The following is an 18207-nucleotide window of genomic DNA, read 5'->3' on the forward strand; positions in this document are numbered from 1 at the left end:
ATCGAATTTGGCTAAATTATAACATTTCTCTCGTTGCTTTACAATAAATTCTAGTTGTTTTTGCGGCAAGACACTGGAAGTGGACGAGTTAAAATTATGCATTATCGTACCATCCTTTGCTTTGGTTTTGGACTCTGGCTTGACATGTGGTATTAGTTTCCTGAAAAGGCCTCGGTGATTACCTGTTTCAGGCTATCCACCGATGCGGTAAACCTCCGTTCTTCACACAATACCTCTATTGAATCTGTTTGCCGGTAGACTATAACAAGCATCCGATGAAATGTATTTCTAAGCGCCGGATCGATTTCTAACGAAGTGGTGTTAACCGCTTCCATTATCAACACATCCGGGCAAAGCATTTTTAGTTCAGGTATGGCGTCAGTCGGATCGTGATCTGTCATACAAATGCGAAACTGCTCATTTTGCTGCAGGCTGGCCGCCAACATGGAGAGATATAGGGAATTGCCACAGAAAACGACTTCCACCTGTTTCAAGGAATCACCAACTTTTATACTAAATGTTGTTTTTCTATTACTTACCAAAAGCGTAGCAGAATCTAAAAAAAAGCACACTAGACGAAAGTATAAATTTTGACAAAAAAAAGTATAGATTTCCTATACTTTTTATCAAAAGCTACGTATTTTCTCGGTTCACAGTATCAGACATAGGTAAATCATACACTTCCGTGAACGTGCGAATGGCCAGCCGGGATATTTCCTGGCTGGCCATTCGCATGTTTATTTGCCGGTTATTTTTTTCAAAACATCGGCTGTGATATCCACGCCGCCGCAGACGACTTCATTTTTGCCGATGACAATGGGCAGGCCCTTTTCTTTGGCGACTTCATTGGCGGCTGCCACTACCTTGGCGGAAATCGGCTGCAAGAGCTCCAGCCGTTTTTGCTCTACTCTTTGTCCAAGCTGCTGGTCGAGTTCCTGCTTATCTTTGTCGCTCAGACCGGTCGCTTTACTCTCAAATTCCTGTTTGGCCTTCTCCTGCTCCGTTTTAAGGACGGCATTGGCTACGGCCGTACCGGGTGCTGATCGACCAGGTAGATAAAGTTGACATAGCCAACCTGTCCGGCGGCTGCCGGCGCAGCCTGAGCGGTGCCCCAGGCGGACAGGAACAGGCACAGGGTCAATAGGAAGGGGGAAATTCGCTTACGCCATATAGTAATCACGTTATATCATCCTCCTTGCTCCTGCGTTTCTGTTGCGAAAACAGCGTTCTGTTTCAACACGCCGGCTTCTATCAACTGCCTGACGATGTCCTGCTGGGGTGCCAGCGACTGGACGAAGCCCTCCAGCGGCATGATAATCCGTTGATTGACTTCGACCACCGGCTGGCCGTTGTCGCTTTTCAGGTGGGGCTGCAGTGTCATCAAATCAATTCTTACTACATTGCCGGTGACATGGACGGCGCTGATGCCGTCGGCGAAGATTTCCTGGTTCATTGGTTCAACACTCCTTTTGCTGGTTCATTATCAATTGGGCCGGAACTGCCTAACGCGGTCCAGAGTACATAGCCGTCGGTGTTGATGCCGCTACCGCGGATGGTCAACGGTACATAGCTGCCGGCTGCACCGGCCATGTAGCCGCTGACCGGGCTCCAGTAGGTGGACAGAGGGCCTGGCCGGCCTGTTCCACCGGGGATTTGGTGAGCATAAACGACGGCCGCGTCATAGGCGGCATTCACTGCTGGTCCGGTGACGGTCAGCACACTGGGGGTGAAGTAGAGGATGTAGTTGGCGTTTACTGCCAGCGTGCCCCGGGTGATGGCATAGCTGCCGGGGCCGGAACCGGTGGCGCCGGCCAGGGAGCCGCTCAGTACGGAAGCGGCCGTATCGCCGCCGACAAGGCCGCTAACGCTGTAGGTCAACGGCGGCGTGGTCTGGCCTGCCTGCTTGGTGAGGCTGGCGGCGGTGACCGTCAGTGTGGCCGGGGTGACTGTGAGCGTGCCGGGGATGTAGCTGAGGCTGTAGTTGCTGCCGGACGCCAGTGTGCCCTGGGTAATGGCATAGCTGCCGACAGCGGAACTGGCCTCGGCGGCGCAGGCCAGGCTGCCGGATAGCGTCGTCGCGCCGTCACCGACACTATAGGTCAGTGACGGATTGGCCTCGCCGTAGACCTTGGTCTTGTTGTCGGCTGTGACTGTCAGTGTGGAGGGAGTGGAGGGTGTACTTGGCGAGACCGGCTGGGCGGTAATGGCGAAAGTAACCGGTGTCGTGCTATAGCTGATCGCATAGTTGGGATTGTTGGCGCTGATCAGCGTGCCTTGTTCAATGAGGTAATTGCCGACAGCGCTGCCAGTTTCCCGGGTCAGGCTGCCACTTAGGGTATCGCCGCTGACAATGGCGTTGCCGGTAGTGCTAGGGCCGCCAGCGGCGGTATAGGTCAGCGTGGGATCGGCTACGCCGTAAATCTTGCTTTGGCCGGCGTTCGGAGTGATGGTGATGGGCCGCTGATTGATGGTGCCCACCGCACTGCTGACGCTGCCGCCGGCGTTGACAATATAATAGTTATCCTTGTCGGCGCCGCTCAAGGTCAGGCCGGTAACGCTGACTGTTTTGCCGCTGCCGACGTTTTTCGAGTCATAGCTGCCGACTGTATTGGCGACTGATACGGCATCGCCGCTTACATAGCCACTGCCTATAGTGTAGTTGCCGGCAGTCAGAGCGGCGGTATTATCGCCGTCGTAGGTCTTGGTTACGCTGCCGATCAGGCCGACTGTCAGCGCTGCCTGATTGATGATGCCCACTGCGCCGCTGACACTGCCGCTAGCGTTGGCAATGTAATAGTTATCCTTGTCGGCGCCGCTCAAGGTCAGACCGGTAACAGTGACCGTCTTGCCGCTGCCGGCGTTTTTCGAGTCATAGCTGCCGACCGTGTTGGCGACTGCTACGGCATCGCCGCTTACATAGCCACTGCCTATAGTGTAGTTGCCGGCAGCCAGAGCGGCGGTGGTGTCGCCGTCGTAGGTTTTGGTCACGCCGCCGGTCAGGCCGACCGTCAGTGCCGCCTTGTTGATGACGCCGGTGGTATTGGTATTGACCGCCGTTACTTTATAGTTGTTGCCGCTGTTACCGTCGTTGATCGAGTAGTTTGTTACCGACAGCGTCTTGCCGGTGCCGGCATTTTTATCGCTGTACTCCTGCACGCCGCTTAATGCGTCGCCCGCTGCCAGCCAGCTTGCTGTCGGTGTCAGGCTTGATGCCGCAGTACCGTCATAGGTCTTGGTATCGGCCGCCGCACTTACCGTGATGTCCCGTTTGTTGATGACGCTGGTGGTATTGGTATTGACCGCCGTTACGTTGTAGTTGTTGCCGCTGTTGCCGTCGTTGACCGAGTAGCTTGTTACCGACAGCGTCTTGCCGGTGCCGGCATTTTTATCGCTGTACTCCTGCACGCCGCTTAATGCGTCGCCGCTTGCCAGCCAGCTTGCCGTCGGCGCCAGGGAGGAGGTTGCCGTGCCGTCGTAAGTCTTGGTATCGGCTGCCGCACTTACCGTGATGTCCCGTTTGTTGATGACGCCGGTGGTATTGGTATTGACCGCCGTTACATTGTAGTTGTTGCCGCTGTTGCCGTCGCTGATCGAGTAGCTTGTTACCGACAGCGTCTTGCCGGTGCCGGCATTTTTATCGCTGTACTCCTGCACGCCGCTTGATGCGTCCCCGGTTGCCAGCCAGCTTACCGTCGGCGTCAGGGAGGAGGTTGTAGTGCCGTCGTAGGTCTTGGTATCGGCCACCGCACTTACCGTGATGTCCCGCTTATTGATAGTGCCCACTGCGCCGCTGACGCTGCCGGCATTGGCAATGTAATAGTTATCCTTGTCGGCGCCGCTCAAGGTCAGACCGGTAACAGTGACCGTCTTGCCGCTGCCGGCGTTTTTCGAGTCATAACTGCCAACCGTGTTGGCGACTGCTACGGCATCGCCGCTTACATAGCCGCTGCCTATAGTGTAGTTGCCGGCAGCCAGAGCGGCGGTGTTGTCGCCGTCGTAGGTTTTGGTCACGCCGCCGGTCAGGCCGACCGTCAGTGCTGCCTGATTGATGATGCAGGTGGTATTGGTATTGACCGCCGTTACGTTGTAGTTGTTGCCGCTGTTACCGTCGTTGATCGAGTAGCTTGTTACCGACAGCGTCTTGCCGGTGCCGGCATTTTTATCGCTGTACTCCTGCACGCCGCTTAATGCGTCGCCCGCTGCCAGCCAGCTTGCTGTCGGTGTCAGGCTTGATGCCACAGTACCGTCGTAGGTCTTGGTATCGGCCGCCGCACTTACGGTGATGTTCCGTTTATTGATGGTACCCACTGCGCCGCTGACGCTGCCGCCGGCGTTGGCAATGTAATAGTTATCCTTGTCGGCGCCGCTTAAGGCCAGGCCGGTGATGGTGACTGTTTTGCCGCTGCCGGCGTTTTTCGAGTCATAGCTGCCAACCGTGTTGGCGACTGATACGGCATCGCCGCTTACATAGCCGCTGCCTATAGTGTAGTTGCCGGCAGCCAAAGCAGCGGTGTTATCGCCGTCGTAGGCCTTGGTTACGCTACCGGTCAGGCCGACGGTCAGCGCCGCCTGATTGATGGTCAGTGTACCGGGATTATAGGTTATATAGTAGTTGCCCGAGGTCAGGCCGCTTGCCGTTATGCTGTAAGTATTGGCGTTTTTGGCACCCTGGCTGTTGCCGCCATAGGTCAGACTGTCGTCCAGTACGGAACTGCCTTCACCGTTGACAAAGCCACTATAGGTTACACCGTTGCCGCCGCTGTAAGCCAAGCCGTCATAGGTCTTGCTTGCGTTGTTGGCCGTGACGGTCAGATTGGCTTTGTTGATGGTACTGGTGGTATTGATCGCATAGATTACGTTGTAGTTGTTGCCGCCATTGCCGTCGTTGACCGTTACATTATTGACCGTTACCGTCTTGCCCGTCCCGGCGTTTTTGTCGGTAAAGGCGAAGGTTCCGCCGCTTAGGCTTTCGCTTCCGAAAAGCGTACCTCCTGCCGCTATTGCCTTGCCGCCTGTTACAGCGGTGGTACCGTCATAGGTTTTGGTTACATTGTCGGCTGTGACGGTCAGATTGGCTTTATTGATGGTCAGACTGGCATCATAACTGATGTCGTAACCCTTCTGGCTGGAATAGAGGCCGAAGAGAGTAAGTGTGCCATCTGTTGTCCGGTAAGTGTCGGCATTTTTGCTGGTGGTGGTGTAACTCAGACTACCGCTGATTTCGCCGAAGCTCGGGGTGTAAGGGAGATTGCTGCCGGCAGCAACGGCGCCGTCATAGGTTTTGCCGTCAGGCGTAGCAGTTACGGTAAGCGGCTGCAGAAAGCTTCTGAGTAGCGGCGTGCTATTACCGCTGTAGATGCGCCAGATGTTGCCGGTGCCGCCCTTGTCATCTATCGCCCAACCTGCGAAGGTGGCTGGATCTTTCAGCTCGGCCAGGGTTTTAGGCTCGCCTGCTTTGTTGAGAGAACCTCTGCTGGGATTGATAGGCTGACCAGCCTTGTTGGTGGTAGCGTAGTAGCTGCGGCTGACGGAACCGGCAAAGAAATTAGTATAATCCCCCACCAGACCTCCGCTCCAATTTCTACCAGTAGCCTCCCCGGTGCTGTAGGTATTGAAGATGGTTCCGGCATTAGTGCCCGCTATGCCGCCAGCAAAATCGTAGCTGCCACTACTGACATCACCGGTGTTGTAGGCGTTGTAAATATAGCCGCTGTTCGCACCCGCAAGGCCACCGACTTCGTTAGCGTTAGTACTGACATTATAGTTATTGTAGGCATTGGTGATGTAGCCCGAGTTCACACCCACCAGGCCGCCGACATAGCCGCCAATGGCTTTGACCTTCCCAGTGTTCCCAGAGTTGCAGACGTTGGTGATGGTACCCTCGTTCCAGCCCGCCAGACTGCCAACCCATTGACGACCAACAATGTCCGCATGAGTCAGACTAACGTTGCGGATGACCGCTGTGGTGCCGGTGTGGCTGAATAAACCAACATTATCCTCTGCTGGGCGGTTGATATACAGATAATCGATCGGGTGACCGCCACCATCGAAGACGCCGGTAAAGCCATTGCTGCCACCTATTGGCGCAAAACCGGCACCAGAATTCCAACTTTTAGTTTCAGGGACGTAGAGCTGTTCGGCAAGGAAATATTTTCCTGAAGGGTTATTTTTCATATTCTGCAAAGCCTCTAAACTGTGGATGACGGTATAATCTGTCCCATTTAGGTTGAAGGTAGAATTACTGCCCAACAGAGTTATCGTGCCGCCGTTCAGATTGTAGCCGCCGCTACCGCTGTTTAGGATCAGGCCGGCAGAGTCACCCCAGGCAATTATTTCGGCATTGATATTGATGTTTCGCTGGGCCGAGAGTGTCAGTTTGGTATTTTTACTCCAGTGCACAGGCTGATTGACAAAGATGTCGCCGTTGCCGCCTGCCGTTCCCATAGTGGCGGTCTGGATTTCAAAGTTGTTGTTAGCGAGGGCGTTGGCGACATCGTCAGCCGTCATGTTGCCGCCGCTGGCCGCGATAGTGAAGTCGTTGGGATCGATCAGCCAGCGGCCGGTTTTGCCGCCGGGCGCCAGTGTCGTTACCTTGGCGCCGGGAACCACGTTAAGCACGCCGCCCGAGGTCTCAATAAAGCCGCCGTCGCCGCCGTTCGGCGCCGATGCGTCCAGGGTGCCGCCGACGTTGGTGGTGCTGCCTTCGAGGCGGATGACACCATTGACATTGTTAACGGTCTGCGCCCGGACGACGCCGGTGTTATTGACGACGGTGTTCAAGAGCGCGTCTTTCGTCCCTGTGCTCATGAGAACCAGGCCGCCGTTGGCAGTGATCGTGCCTGTATTGCCGGCACTGCCTCCGGCCGCGCTGGCATCCACCGTAACATTGAGGAGCTTGTCGCCGGTAAAGTCCAAGCTGACCTTGTTCCCGGACACCAGAGAAGCGACCCGGGCGACGATGACTCCTTCGTTTTTGACCTGCGGTCCAATGAGGACGGCATGGTCAGCCGCGGTGATTGTACCTTGGTTCACCACGCTGCCGGCACTGCCGTCTTTGGCGAATACATATTTGCCATTCGTGAAGTCGCTGTCATTGCTATTCAGCGTAGAGGCTACCAGGCCGCCGACGCTCACCTGCGCCCCGGGGGCGAAGAGGATGCCGTTGGGATTAATAAGGTATACTCTGCCGTTGGCATTGAGGTTACCATAGATGTTGGAGGCGTTGTTGCCAACAACCCGGTTGAGGGCGACAGAAGTTGCCGTTGGCTGGACGAAGGTAACTGTTTCGCCCTTGCCGATGGAGAAGTTCTGCCAGTTGATGACGGCTTTATTGGTTGCCTGGTTTATTGTCATAGTCGAACCATTGGCTGTAATGACCGCCGAGCCGCTGGTGACAGTACCGTCTGCCGGGTTGGCAAAGACCGGGCTGTAAGCAGATACCATCAGCAGCCCTGCAGCAATGGGCGGTAATATTGTTTTTGCTAGGCGCTGCCAGCGCCGTTTCCATTTTCTTTGCATAATAGCCCCTCCTTAGAAATATTTCACGCCTTGCAGCCATAGTTGTCCGTTCTTGTTACTGTCAGCAGCGGACGTCTCCTGACCAAGCTTCCAGGCATAGTCCAGGCGGATGGTGAAGTCGTTGGAGCGCGTCCACAAGAGCCCTAAGCCGGCTCCCATCAGGCTGCGCCGGTTGGTATCCGTGCTGTATGGCCGCTTATTCATCATGACACTGCCATAGTCATAGAAACCATTTAGGTACAGGCTGTTGGTTGGAGTGGACAGGCCCGGAAGCCGCCACCTGAGTTCGCCGGTCAGCTTGTAGCCCTGGTCCCCGGAAGCCTCGCCCTGCGGGAAGGACCGTACGCCGTCCGCGCCGCCGAGGTAGAGTTTTTCCGAGGAGTCAAGGTTTCTGTCGGCCAGTTGGCCGGTGAAGTCAAGGTTGAAATTGAGATTTTTCGCTACATATTGCTGGCGCTGCCAGGTGAATACGGTTTTGGCAAAATCGCCGTCGGTTTGGGCGGTTGTGGCATCGGTCGCCAAGGCTGTCGCATCTTGGAAGTTGAGTTTGCCCCGGTAGTGGGTAAGTGTAAAGGCGTTGGTGCTGCCCCCCAGCCAGGTATCGGCAAAGCTGCCGGATAGTCCTAGGTTCCACAGTTTACTGGTTCGTGGCGAGTAGCTGCCGTAATCCGCAATATCGTCGCGCAAATGTTTGCTGTCAAAGCCGACGGTGCTGTAGAGGCTAAAAGCCCGTCCCCGGATTAAGGGGTAACTAATGCCATAGCTGGTAACTTCGGCTTGGCCGGTGGCTCCCAGCCCGGCAAAAGTATCCCCCAGGGTATAGTTGACGCGAGAGTATTTCACTTCGACTTTGGCGCCGTCATTGCCAAGGTTGGCGCTATAGCCGAGGTTGTGGTTGTTGATACCCTGGCCGGTGGTAAGTCCGCCCAGGTTGAATGTGTCGCCGCTTTGGCTAATATTGTTTACGGCGATTTGAGCTCCGTAGCGGGTGCGGCCGGTGTAGCGGTTGCCCCAGTTGTCGGCGTAGAGCGTGCTGCTCACTTTGGCGGTATCGGCCACCTCCAGGACGAGATCGGCGGTACCGGCCGTTTTTCCCGGCGTCAATGTGGCCTTGACAGACACGCCGCTTAGGTCACTGATGAGCAGCAGCGCCCGTTCCAAGGGTGGGCGGGTGATGAGCATACCGGGTTTGGCAACAAAGAGCATGTCCTTCAGCCGGTCATGATTGAGGTGTCCATCACCGATGATTTTTACTTCACCGTACTTGCCGGGTACGACGGCGATTTCGACAATGCCGCCCATAATATCCTGGGCGGGCAGGTAGGCAAAGGCGACGAGGTAGCCTTGCTGCCGGAGGTGCTGGGTGATTTTGCCGCAAAGGGCATTCAGTTGTCCTAGGGTGATATCTTTACCGGCTTCACTCTGGACGAGCCTTAAGAGTTCCTTCTCCGTCACCGGCAATTCGCCGCTGATGCGAAAGCCGCTGACGGGAATTTTCTGTTGATTATCGCTCTCTTGCGGCAAAGGAGCTTGTCCTTCGACAAGGATAGACGGAGCCTGGCTGCCGGGTTGCTGGATAACCGGTGGCTTGGCGCCTTCGATAGCGGTGCCGCTATTGGGGAGCGCGGCGCTGGCCGGAGCGGCAAATATATAACCTGAACAGGTCGCCAAAGCAATTATGGATAGACTTATGAATATTCGTCTCTTGTGCTGTAGAAAGTTGCTCTTCATCGGTTTCTCCTCTTTTTCCGAGTTTATATTTGATATGTGGTGTTACTTTTCCAGAATAACTTCGGTGAAATGTTGTTTTTCTATTACTATAAAAAGCGTAGCAGAATCTTTTAAAAGGCACACTAGACGAAAGTATAAATTTTGACAAAAAAAAAGTATAGATTTCCTATACTTTTTATCAAAAGCTATGTATTTTTGTGTTAACCACCATTACCGTTCTTTCTCAACTATCTTCTTTACCAGCGGCAAATCTAATTTCAGATGCAAAAGCAAGCACCTGGGATCGATTCTCCAGATGAAGTCGGTTGGTAATCTCACCCATGTGATATTTAATTGTGGCTTCGCTCAGATACATTTTTTCGCCAATCTCCCTATAGGTTAACCCTTGGGCTACCAACTTAAGAATCTCAATTTGCTGGGAGCTTAATAAAGAGGTCTTATCGGCAATATTACTCGCAGTTTCCCGTTCCCGCTGCAGCCGGGCGAATTCCACCAGTACTTTGGCTGCCAAACCGGGTGAAAGCGGCGACTGGCCGTTCTTTAACCCGTCCAATAGTTGCAGGAATTGTTTCTTGGGCATTCCTTTTAGCAGATACCCGGATGCTCCAGCTTTAATAGCTTGGAATAAATGGTTGTCATCCTGGGATACTGTCAGCATTACAATTTTTATTTCAGGGAATTTGGCCTTGATGAGTTGGGTCACCTCAATCCCGTCTCCGCCCGGCATCTGAACATCCATCAAAATGACCTCAGGTGCTAGTTCTTCCGTTTTGCGCATAGCTTCCCGTATATTCATCGCCATTCCCACAACCTCAATGTCATTGGCGGTCAAAAAATTTTTCAGTCCATCGATAAATAAGGCGTGATCATCAACTAATAGTACTCTCATAGCGACATTTCCTTTCCGCCGTGGGTGGGATGGACCAACGGGACTTGTAAAATGACCGTAGTGCCGGCACCCAGCTTGGATTGGATATGAAACTGCGCTCCGATCTCTGCTGACCGCTCCTGCATAATTTTCAGTCCAAAGCTGCCCTTTTTCTCAGAGCCTTCGGCAAAACCAAAGCCACACCCGTCATCTTCTACCCGAATCTCCACCAATCCATTATTGCCCCTGATAATGACCTTGACCTGCTGAGCTTTGGCATGTTTGCGAATATTAGTCAATGCTTCCTGAATAATTCTCAGCAGTTGCACTTCGGTAGTCTGGGACAGCAGACCGGCAGCAAATTCATCACTGATCATTAATTCAGTTTCAATTTCATAATTCTGCTTAAACCATTGCAGATATTCTTCTAACGTCTGCCATACTCCTTCTCGCGTAGCCGTCAGTTGCAGCCCGGCTATCGATTCCCTGAGATCGACATGCATATCCTGGGTCACTCCAGCCAGTTTTTCCAAAAGTAAATCGGTTTGGACAAGCTCTTTCTTTTCCAGCAGCGAGCGGGCAGCTTCCACCTGTATATTGACATAGCTCCATAATTGGCCAGGCCCGTCGTGCAGTTCCCTTCCCAGCCGTTCACGCTCCGCCATAATGGACAAAGCTTTCTGTTGATCAACCAGCTTGGCCTGATCCCGTTTTTGCTCAGTAATATCTTTGAATAATATCGTTTTGCCGAGCATATGGCCTTGAGGGGTTTGAAACAGCAGTGTACTTATTTGATAATAGCGGCATTCATTGGCAAAGTCTCTGCTCGCTTCCAAAACCTCCGTACTGGGATTATCGCCAAGTCCGGTCAATACCGGCCAGTCGGCGGCAACTTGTGCAAATTTATCGCCTGCCGCTGCCGGAATCCCTGTGAATATGGCTTTCGCTGCAGGATTCATGTCCACGATGTAGCCTTTTTCATCCAAAACCATGAGGCCGTCATTCATGTTACGGGTGACAGCATCCTGCGCCATAGGCAAAATGCTGTAAATCCGCCACCAGTAAAAGACCCAAGTTACATAAACTGCAGATAGTAATAATCCCACTATCTGCGGTGACACAACCTGAAATTCTAAGGTATACCCTAAGATATTACCAATAAAGTTAAATAACGGCGTCACAGATATTACTATGGCCTGCCGCCGGCGCAATCCGTTACTACAATATATCCAGCAGACAGATAAACCCAGGCATATCAGATTCAAGAGATAACAAAAAGCAAATGTCACCCAGATCGCAGGCCCAAAAACAATCGTCAGAACCTGCCCGTCCAGAGAAATAGGACCCCAATACCAGCCTAGCCAGTTGTCAAAGCCAATAATCAATACTAAGGTGGCAGCGATTCCCCGCACAATATACGGTACTGCCATCAGCCGCTTTCCTTTTTGCTGACTGACTTGCCAAATAAACTCAAACCAGAAATAGATAAGCAGAATAGGCATCCATTCGGTAAATCTAGCCCAAAACAATTTTGTCGGCAAATCCGGACTCATACTGCAAAAAGCTATGGCCAACACCCAGATGCCCTTACATATCTGACAATAAACCAGCAGCATAGCTCCCGGTGTGCTGCGGAATTGAAAGAGATAGACCGCCAAAGCTTCAAAAACAGCTGCAATAAGTAAATACCCTATTATGTTGTCAACAGGCAGAAAAACCTCAACAGACGGCATACAACATCACACTCTCTATCCCCTAAAACCTACGTGTCCCAACCCTTTGGCCCATTCCCGTGATTTCTTTCATCCTCTTTTCGACAGAATTGGCAATTAGTCCTTCTATCACCTGGCATCCCCAGATGGCCGCTATGTAAAAAATTAAGTTTTGAAGCATAGTGACGGTTCTTTCGCTTCTTTTAGCTATTTCACTGACTAATACTTCCTCCCTATTTTTTATAATAATGGATTTTTTCGATATTTTATTCCCCAGTTACAACAATTCCGGTTTTAGTTGGTGGAGCTACCCAAGACCTTTTAAAGGTTTAATTCTTTGGCATGATTTGTGCATTAAATAAAAAAGTAAAACAGCTAAATGCATGCAGTTCTAAGTTAGACATGCAATGAACCAGAATATTAAATTAAGTAGGGGGCATTTTACTTTGAAATCAAAAGTATATTTTTGTAGGTTATCAGACGACGCAACTGCAGTGGAACAGGCACAAGCTATAAGTAACCTCTATTCTGCCGCTGAGGTATCATCCATCTTTGGCAGTAACGACTTCGTCGCAATTAAGCTTCATGTAGGTGAGGGAACGAATAATACTCGAATTAAGCCTGAGCTAATCCGTGAACTAGTGGAAAAAGTAAAAAGTGCGAATGGAGTTCCGTTTTTGACCGAAACCTCAACATTATATAAAGGAGAGCGGCATAATGCAGTTAAACATCTCATGCAAGCTCATCGTCAGGGTTTTGGCATCGAGAATGTTGGTGCTCCCTTTGTTATGGCTGATGGCTTACTGGGCAATACCGAGTATGAAGTGCCTATACCAGGCGAGCTTCATAAAACAGTAAACGTTGCCAGAGAAATTATGGGTTCCGATGCTTTATTCGTTGTCTCTCATGCTACCGGCTGTATATCTACGGGATTAGGAGCTTGTATCAAAAATCTCGGTATGGGTTTAGCAAGTCGCAAGGGGAAACGACGCCAACATTCGGCTGTATTGCCTACGATTGATAGCACAGAATGTACATATTGTCAGAAATGTATGAAATGGTGTCCTGCCGATGCTATTATCGAAGATAGTAGCAAAGCATATATTCGTGCAGACAAATGCATCGGGTGCGGAGAGTGTATAGCAACATGCCGGTTCGATGCGGTATAATACAATTTTAATGCTGACGAAGGTTATCTTCAGAAGAGTATGGCTGAACACGCCTTAGGCGCCGTGATTGATAAGCCTGGGAAATGTTTCTATTTCAACGTGTTAACCAATATGACGCAAAACTGCGACTGTCTCGTAAAAAGCCCAGGTGAGAAACTAATACCTGATCTTGGCATCTTGGCATCTAGTGATCCGGTAGCCATTGACCAGGTAACACAGGATTTGACGAAAGCTGTTTATGGACATACGTTAGGCCATTTGGCATTTCCACAAAGAAACGCCAGCATTCAGATTGAACACGCAGCCAAAATTGGTATGGGATCAATGGAATATGAGTTAATTGAGGTAAAGTACTAATATCAATTACACCCCAGTTTTCAGATGTTGTCTGAAAATTGGGGTGTAATTCGGTATTAGCATTTTTTTATTATGTTATGGGTTGTGTAGATGAAACTATGGCTAAATAACAAATTCGTATAACCAATTTGAAACAGAAAAAGAAGAGGGCTCGTTCAATCTGAAAATCCCACGCCATAATTACTTATTTTAACGATCAAGTTGTACTCATAAAACAGATACGTAAGCTGCTGATTTAACTTTTTAAAAAAACACTTTACTTATATCTATATATCCGAGATTGCTAGATTTAGGGAAAAGGTTGTCATTGGGTAAGGCGTGATATTTGCCAATTATTATAGAGTTATTGTCGAACATGGCATGAATTTTGCACTGTATTGCTACAACGTAGGAGGTGGATTGGTAAGAGTCATTCAAAAACCAAGCATTTAAGGAGGAAACAATGGAAGAGAAAAACTTAAATACCGAAGGCAGTGCAAAAATAAAATATGGTAATGCCATAGTAGACGTTAAAGAATTTAAAACACAGGATGTTCCGGGGGATCGCAAATGGACTTGGGAAGAAGACGGGTATACTGTTTTTCGCGGCAATGCCCGCACAGGTCCAGGCTGCCACGATAACTGTGGTGTCTTAATGTATGTCAAAAACGGTGTGTTGGAAAAGATTGAAGGAGACCCGGAAAATCCATATAATCAAGGTCGGCTTTGTCCGAGATGTCTAGCCGTTAAGGAGATGCTCTACCATCCGGATCGTCTTACATATCCAATGAAACGTGTAGGTAAGCGTGGCGAAAATAAATGGGAAAGACTTACCTGGGATCAAGCCTATGACTTCATTGAAGAAAGCTTAAAAGAAATCTTTGCAAAATATGGCCCGGAAAGTATCTATGTGATGCAAGGAACTGGCCGAGACATTAACGGTTATGGCGGCAGAATTGCGCAATCCATGGGTAGCCCCAATTATGGTATGGGATTTCTTAGTGGTAATGCCTGTTATGTACCAAGAGTTTTCAGCACTGCATTGAAGTTAGGTGTTTTGGTCGTTGGTGATTATTCTCAATTTTTCCCTGATCGCTATGATCATCCCGGTTATGAGATACCCGAATATATTTTGATCTGGGGCAATAATCCGGTCGTATCAAACTCAGATGGTTTCTTAGGGCATTGGATTGTTGAATGTATGAAGAGAGGCAGTAAGTTAATTACAATTGATCCTAAATTGACGTGGCTTGCTGCACGTTCAGAGTACTTTTTGCAGGTTAGACCCGGAACGGATGCTGCATTAGCGCTGGCATTTGCCAATGTCATCTGCGAAGAAGGCTTATATGACAAAGAATTCGTAGAAAAGTGGACTTATGGATTCGAGGAATATGCCGAACATTGTAAAGAATATACCCCGGAAAAGGCAGCTGAAATATGTGGGGTTGATGCTTCCTTGATACGGGATACTGCGCGCGCCTTTGCAAAAGCAAAATCTGCAACTTTGCAATGGGGAGTCGCTATGGACCATACTTCTGAAGGGTTTATAACTGGTATGGCCTGCATGGACTTAGTCGCCTTAACTGGTAATTTGGAAAAACCAGGCTCTATGGTTGCAGCTCGTCCTTGCTTTGGCGTAGCACAAACATGGTCGGGGCGCTGGGGTGGGGACAAACCCATACTTTCGGAAGAACAAGCTGTTAAGCGGATGAACTCCGATTATCCTACATTACAAGCAATGAATTGTATCAGTCAGGATATGTTATTAAAGGCAATGCTTACCGGTGAGCCCTATCCGATTAAAGCTACTTGGATGCAAACGAATAACCCAATCACCTGCATGGGGGCAGACCCGAAACGAATTTTGGAAGCCCTGCTGAAGATGGAATTCAATGTTGTCGTAGATATGTTTATGACTCCGACTGCACTGGCTGCTGCCGATGTAGTGCTGCCTGCCGCAGGCTTTGCAGAGAGAATAGGATTGACAGGGCACCAGCCTTATTATCTCGGGGCGATTGTTAAAGCAGTTGAACCAGTTGGTGAATGTAAATCTGACCAACAAATAATCTATGAAATGGGTAAACGTTTTAGACCAGATAGAAATGAATGGAATAACGATAAAGAGTTCTATAATACAATCCTCGAACATGCTGGTATTACTTATGATGATATAAAAGAACGGACCTGGGCTTATCCGGAGTTTGAATATTATAAGCATGAAAAAGGGTTGCTAAGATCAGATGGAGAGCCTGGATTTGAAACAGCCAGTGGGAAATACGAATTCAAGTGTGAGTTCTTGGAGATGTTTGATATGGACTCATTGGCTATTTATACTGAGCCGCCAGAAAGTCCTGTCAGTACTCCTGAACTAGCTAAAGAGTATCCATTAGTATTAACAACTGGTGCCAGAAGATGGGCTCTGTTCCATTCAGAACATCGACAAAGTCCATCAATGCGTAGGATAAATCCAGAGCCTATGATTACGATCCATCCGGAAACTGCCGCCAAATACGGTATTGGAGATGGCGACTGGGTAGATGTAGAGAATAACTTTGGAAAGTGCAAATTGAAAGCAGAGCTTTCTACACGCATTCGTAAAGATACGGTATCAGCCGACCACGCATGGTGGTTCCCGGAAAGAGATCCGGAAGATGGCACTTTGTTTGGAGTGTTTGAGTCCAATATAAACTGTCTGGTTCCAATGAGACCTGGAAAATCGGGTATCGGTGCGTCATATAAATCATTATTATGTAAAATTTCCAAACATGAAGGGAGCGATAAATAATGGCGCATGGTTTGTTGATTGATTATCAATATTGCAGTGGCTGTCATACTTGTGAAGTTGCATGTCAGCAAGAGCACGGCTATGATGCTAAAACGCTGGGAATTGAGATAAAAACACTTGGACCAACAGAGCTAGATAACCGAAAATGGCAATATGATTTTATTCCTACGCCTACAGCGTTGTGTGATCATTGCCAAGATAGAGTTGAAAAAGGCAAAGTTCCGAGTTGCGTAAAACACTGCCAAGCTGGTTGTATGTCTTTCGGTGAAGTTACTGATTTGGCAAAAAAAATCGACCGGGAGAAAATGGTCTTATTCTCGCTAAAGTAAAAAGCATAAAACAATAGAATGATCTTTAGTAATTTATGAGAAAGGAGAAATAACATGTGCTTTCGTCCTCCAACCGCGCTTAAATCAGTAAAATGTCCCTCCTGTGGAACAGTAAATCCTTCTACAAGTACCGTTTGCAGAAAATGCAAAGAACCACTTGAAAAAAAATAAATAATTGATGAATTATACCAGTCATCAATTCTGAATATAGACATTGCTGTTCAATTACGGCAATGTCGTATTCACCTCTTTAGCTAGTTTGGTTATGCTTCGAAAACGCCCCGAAGAATTTGGGGGATGTTTTACGTGTTCTTTGTCACTAAAAATATGTAGGAGTGTGTCACATGACAAAAAAATTTATTGGCCTTATTCTTGGTTGTATAATTTTAGCATGTGCAAAATTCATGGCCCCTCCGGCAGGGCTTTCAGCACAAGGGTTACTCGCCTTGGGCGTATTGGCGACAGGTATTGTGTTATGGATTTGTGAAACTTTCCCCTCGGCGATCACCGGACTATTTTTGATGATACTTGTTCCCATATTTGGCGTTATGGATATGAATAGTGCATTCAAAAGTTTCGGAAATACAGCCGTGTTTTTCATCATTGCGACCTTTTCAGTAACGATAACTTTAAGCAAGACACAAATCCCTGATAAGATAGTTGCTAGAATGATGCTTTGGGCTGGCACAGATTCTAAAAAACTAGTGCTTGGGTTTTTGCTTTGCACTGCAACAGTTTCTACAATTATGTCGAATACACCAGTTGCGTTAATGTTTCTCGGTTTATCCTACCCCATATTGAAAGCTGTGAATGCCAAACCGGGTTTTTCCAATTTGGGCAGATGCCTGATGATCGGAATACCGATAGCTGCCATGATTGGTGGATTCGGTACACCTGCAGGAACCAATATTAACATTCTTACAATCAGTCTTTTCCAAGAAGCTACAGGCAGTTCAGTTTCATTTTTGCAATGGATGCTTGTAGGAATTCCCATGTACCTGGTGATGACGCTAGCAACCTGGTTCTCTCTCGTGAAGATCTTTAAGCCCGAACCGATTACCGAGGAGATTTTGGCAGATTTACGCAGAAAAACAAGTCAATTAGGAAAAGCTGACGCCTATGAGCAAAAGGTTAAACTCGCCATCACTACTTTGTTTGTATTATGGATTGCAGGAAGCTGGATTCCAGCACTTAATACAACCACAGTAGCGATGGTCGGACTAGTCGCAATGTTCTTGCCTAAAATTGAATTAATGACATGGAATGAGTTCTCCGCAGGTGTCCCGTGGGCGGTTGTAATTGTATTCGGTAGTGTAAATGTTGTTGCTGCGGCAGTTTTAACCAACGGTGCAGCGAAATGGATCGCCGGCTTATTCATAAGCTCTATTCATGATATGGCAGTTTTACCTATCTTAATACTCTTTTCACTTCTTATTGTTTGTATGCATGCGGTATTTCCAGTTGGTCCAGCGGCAGTTGCAATGTTTACTGCACCTATGGTTACAGTTGCTACTGCAGGTGGTTTTTCACCGGTAATTACTGCATTTATTCTAGCATTTGGTTTTGGCGCAACATGGTTGCTTCCAATCAATCCAGTGTTTTTGTTAACCTACAATGAGGGCTACTATACAATGCTGGATACGTTAAAAGGAGGACTTATACCCTCATTGGTTATGATAGTTATGTTGGCCATTTGGGTACCCTTTGCTGTTTCTCTAATTGGATTATAAAGGAAGGATATTGCTAACAAAAGACATGA

13 protein-coding genes are annotated in these 18207 nt (G+C 49.0%); 6 read left to right on the top strand and 7 right to left on the bottom strand.

The window, feature by feature from the left end:
* Positions 1-152: 152 nt before the first annotated feature.
* From ACZ449_RS19375 to ACZ449_RS19405, 7 genes are all read right to left on the bottom strand, one after another.
* Entirely contained in the window at positions 153-494 is a 342-nt protein-coding gene (locus ACZ449_RS19375; protein ID WP_464257698.1) for a hypothetical protein, read from the bottom strand.
* A gap of 243 nt (positions 495-737) precedes the next feature.
* Complete coding sequence (locus ACZ449_RS19380) at positions 738-1133, bottom strand: OmpH/Skp family outer membrane protein (RefSeq protein ID WP_464257699.1); 396 nt, start codon at positions 1131-1133, stop codon at positions 738-740.
* 53 nt (positions 1134-1186) lie between these two features.
* Positions 1187-1453 (bottom strand): hypothetical protein, encoded by a 267-nt coding sequence (locus ACZ449_RS19385; RefSeq protein WP_464257700.1) that lies wholly within the window; start codon positions 1451-1453, stop codon positions 1187-1189.
* Positions 1450-7518: a YDG domain-containing protein gene (locus ACZ449_RS19390; RefSeq protein WP_464257701.1), complete on the bottom strand. Its 6069-nt coding sequence runs from the start codon at positions 7516-7518 to the stop codon at positions 1450-1452. The genes ACZ449_RS19385 and ACZ449_RS19390 overlap by 4 nt, the downstream gene beginning before the upstream one ends.
* Positions 7519-7530: 12 nt before the next feature.
* A complete protein-coding gene (locus ACZ449_RS19395) occupies positions 7531-9249 on the bottom strand; it encodes a ShlB/FhaC/HecB family hemolysin secretion/activation protein (RefSeq protein ID WP_464257702.1) in 1719 nt (572 codons plus the stop codon).
* A gap of 223 nt (positions 9250-9472) precedes the next feature.
* Positions 9473-10138 carry a response regulator transcription factor gene (locus ACZ449_RS19400; protein ID WP_464257703.1) on the bottom strand — a complete coding sequence of 222 codons (666 nt, stop codon included), beginning with the start codon at positions 10136-10138 and terminating at the stop codon, positions 9473-9475.
* Positions 10135-11850: a sensor histidine kinase gene (locus tag ACZ449_RS19405; RefSeq protein WP_464257704.1), complete on the bottom strand. Its 1716-nt coding sequence runs from the start codon at positions 11848-11850 to the stop codon at positions 10135-10137. Before ACZ449_RS19405 ends, ACZ449_RS19400 begins: the two co-directional genes overlap by 4 nt.
* Positions 11851-12275: 425 nt before the next feature.
* Between ACZ449_RS19405 and ACZ449_RS19410 the strand changes: the two genes are divergently transcribed.
* The 6 genes from ACZ449_RS19410 to ACZ449_RS19435 all read left to right on the top strand — a co-directional run bounded on the left by ACZ449_RS19410 (position 12276) and on the right by ACZ449_RS19435 (position 18178).
* Positions 12276-12998 (top strand): DUF362 domain-containing protein, encoded by a 723-nt coding sequence (locus ACZ449_RS19410; protein WP_464257705.1) that lies wholly within the window; start codon positions 12276-12278, stop codon positions 12996-12998.
* A 39-nt stretch (positions 12999-13037) separates the two neighbouring features.
* Positions 13038-13355 (top strand): DUF362 domain-containing protein, encoded by a 318-nt coding sequence (locus tag ACZ449_RS19415; protein WP_464257706.1) that lies wholly within the window; start codon positions 13038-13040, stop codon positions 13353-13355.
* Between the two features lie 442 nt (positions 13356-13797).
* Positions 13798-16119: a molybdopterin-containing oxidoreductase family protein gene (locus ACZ449_RS19420; protein WP_464257707.1), complete on the top strand. Its 2322-nt coding sequence runs from the start codon at positions 13798-13800 to the stop codon at positions 16117-16119.
* Complete coding sequence (locus ACZ449_RS19425) at positions 16119-16448, top strand: 4Fe-4S dicluster domain-containing protein (RefSeq protein ID WP_464257708.1); 330 nt, start codon at positions 16119-16121, stop codon at positions 16446-16448. Before ACZ449_RS19420 ends, ACZ449_RS19425 begins: the two co-directional genes overlap by 1 nt.
* 54 nt (positions 16449-16502) lie before the next feature.
* Positions 16503-16619, top strand: a complete 117-nt coding sequence (locus tag ACZ449_RS19430; RefSeq protein WP_464257709.1) for a DUF7577 domain-containing protein — start codon at positions 16503-16505, stop codon at positions 16617-16619.
* A 173-nt stretch (positions 16620-16792) separates the two neighbouring features.
* Positions 16793-18178: an SLC13 family permease gene (locus tag ACZ449_RS19435; RefSeq protein WP_464257710.1), complete on the top strand. Its 1386-nt coding sequence runs from the start codon at positions 16793-16795 to the stop codon at positions 18176-18178.
* The last annotated feature ends 29 nt before the right edge of the window (positions 18179-18207 follow it).

Source organism: Desulfosporomusa polytropa (assembly GCF_055380075.1).

Excerpts from the sequence above, each read along its gene's own strand:
- ACZ449_RS19425 (WP_464257708.1), top strand. The coding sequence starts at position 16,119 with ATGGCGCATGGTTTGTTGATTGATTATCAATATTGCAGTGGCTGTCAT.
- ACZ449_RS19420 (WP_464257707.1), top strand. The coding sequence starts at position 13,798 with ATGGAAGAGAAAAACTTAAATACCGAAGGCAGTGCAAAAATAAAATAT.
- ACZ449_RS19395 (WP_464257702.1), bottom strand. The coding sequence starts at position 9,249 with ATGAAGAGCAACTTTCTACAGCACAAGAGACGAATATTCATAAGTCTA.
- ACZ449_RS19415 (WP_464257706.1), top strand. The coding sequence starts at position 13,038 with ATGGCTGAACACGCCTTAGGCGCCGTGATTGATAAGCCTGGGAAATGT.
- ACZ449_RS19435 (WP_464257710.1), top strand. The coding sequence starts at position 16,793 with ATGACAAAAAAATTTATTGGCCTTATTCTTGGTTGTATAATTTTAGCA.
- ACZ449_RS19405 (WP_464257704.1), bottom strand. The coding sequence starts at position 11,850 with ATGCCGTCTGTTGAGGTTTTTCTGCCTGTTGACAACATAATAGGGTAT.
- ACZ449_RS19400 (WP_464257703.1), bottom strand. The coding sequence starts at position 10,138 with ATGAGAGTACTATTAGTTGATGATCACGCCTTATTTATCGATGGACTG.
- ACZ449_RS19430 (WP_464257709.1), top strand. The coding sequence starts at position 16,503 with ATGTGCTTTCGTCCTCCAACCGCGCTTAAATCAGTAAAATGTCCCTCC.
- ACZ449_RS19390 (WP_464257701.1), bottom strand. The coding sequence starts at position 7,518 with ATGCAAAGAAAATGGAAACGGCGCTGGCAGCGCCTAGCAAAAACAATA.
- ACZ449_RS19385 (WP_464257700.1), bottom strand. The coding sequence starts at position 1,453 with ATGAACCAGGAAATCTTCGCCGACGGCATCAGCGCCGTCCATGTCACC.